The following is a 1190-nucleotide window of genomic DNA, read 5'->3' as shown; positions in this document are numbered from 1 at the left end:
GGGCGGTTTCAGGTGGCTGTTGCAACGAGGTACTTGTGGAGTGCTTGGGCGGGATTCTGCCAGTTGAGGGTTTGGCGGGGGCGGCCGTTGAGTTCTCGGGCGACTGCGTCGAGGTCGTCTTGGGTCCAGGTGCGGAAGTTGGTGCTGGAGCGGGGGAAGTACTGGCGGAGCAGTCCGTTGGTGTTCTCGTTGCTGCCGCGTTGCCAGGGTGAGTGGGGGTCGCAGAAGTAGACCTTGCAGTCGGTGGCCAGGGTGAAGGTGGGGTGTTGGATCATCTCGATGCCCTGGTCCCAGGTCAGGGTCTTGCGCAGCTCGGCGGGCAGGCGGCGCATCAGCCCGGTGAGGGTGTCGATGACCTGCTCACTGACTCTCGATTCGGGCAGGGCGCCGAGCATGACGTAGCGGGTGGCGCGTTCGACGAGGGTGATGATCGCGCTGGAACCGCGGGCGCCGATGACCAGGTCGCCTTCCCAATGCCCGGGCACCGCCCGGTCGTCAGCTTCGGCCGGGCGGGTGGAGATGTGGAAGTCCCGCACCCACGGCCGGGCGCCTCGTCCCGCGGTGGCCTGCCGGGACTGCGGCCGGCGCAGGGCCCGACCGGAGCGCAGCGCAACCTGCCGGGTCAGCTCTTGGCGCATCCCACCGCGGGCCTGGAAGTAGATCGCCTGGTAAATCGTCTCGTGCGACACCCACATCTCCGGTTGCTCAGGAAACTCCCGGCGCAATGACCGGGCGATCTGCTGCGGCGAGTGCCGCCGCAGCAGGCGCTCTTTCACTGTCAGCCACAACGGCGGCCACGGCCGACCCCACCCCGGACGCAGCTTGCCCGCACGCGGCCGCCGCGCCCGCTCATCGGCGTGACGCTGCGCCACCTGATGCGAATACCGCCACCCATAGGCGGGCCCCCAACCAGCCGGGTAACCCAGCCCGGGCACGTAACCCGGCCGCCGCCCCCGCGGATGCACCGCACCCCGCGCCCCTGGACCACGCCCGTTCGTCCGGTTCCGGCGCACTTCCCGCCACACCGTCGACCGATCCCGACCGATCACCGCAGCGATCTGCCCGAACCGCAACCCCTGCCCGAACAACACCTCAATCTGCGCCCGCTCCTCGGACGACAACCGCTTCCCCGGCATGAATCCCCATCCTCACGAGAATCCACCCCGTTGCAACAACCACTTGAGCCCAAG

General features: G+C 68.8%; 1 protein-coding gene. It reads right to left on the bottom strand.

Annotated features, from left to right (window positions below; genetic code table 11):
• Window positions 1-8 precede the first annotated feature (8 nt).
• Window positions 9-1136 carry an IS30 family transposase gene (locus AC5L3Z_RS29475; protein WP_494846638.1) on the bottom strand — a complete coding sequence of 376 codons (1128 nt, stop codon included), beginning with the start codon at window positions 1134-1136 and terminating at the stop codon, window positions 9-11.
• Window positions 1137-1190: the final 54 nt, after the last annotated feature.

The organism is Micromonospora sp. LZ37 (assembly GCF_059359015.1).
The sequence above is the reverse complement of the archived record's forward strand: the minus strand, read 5'-3'. Positions and strand labels throughout refer to the sequence as shown.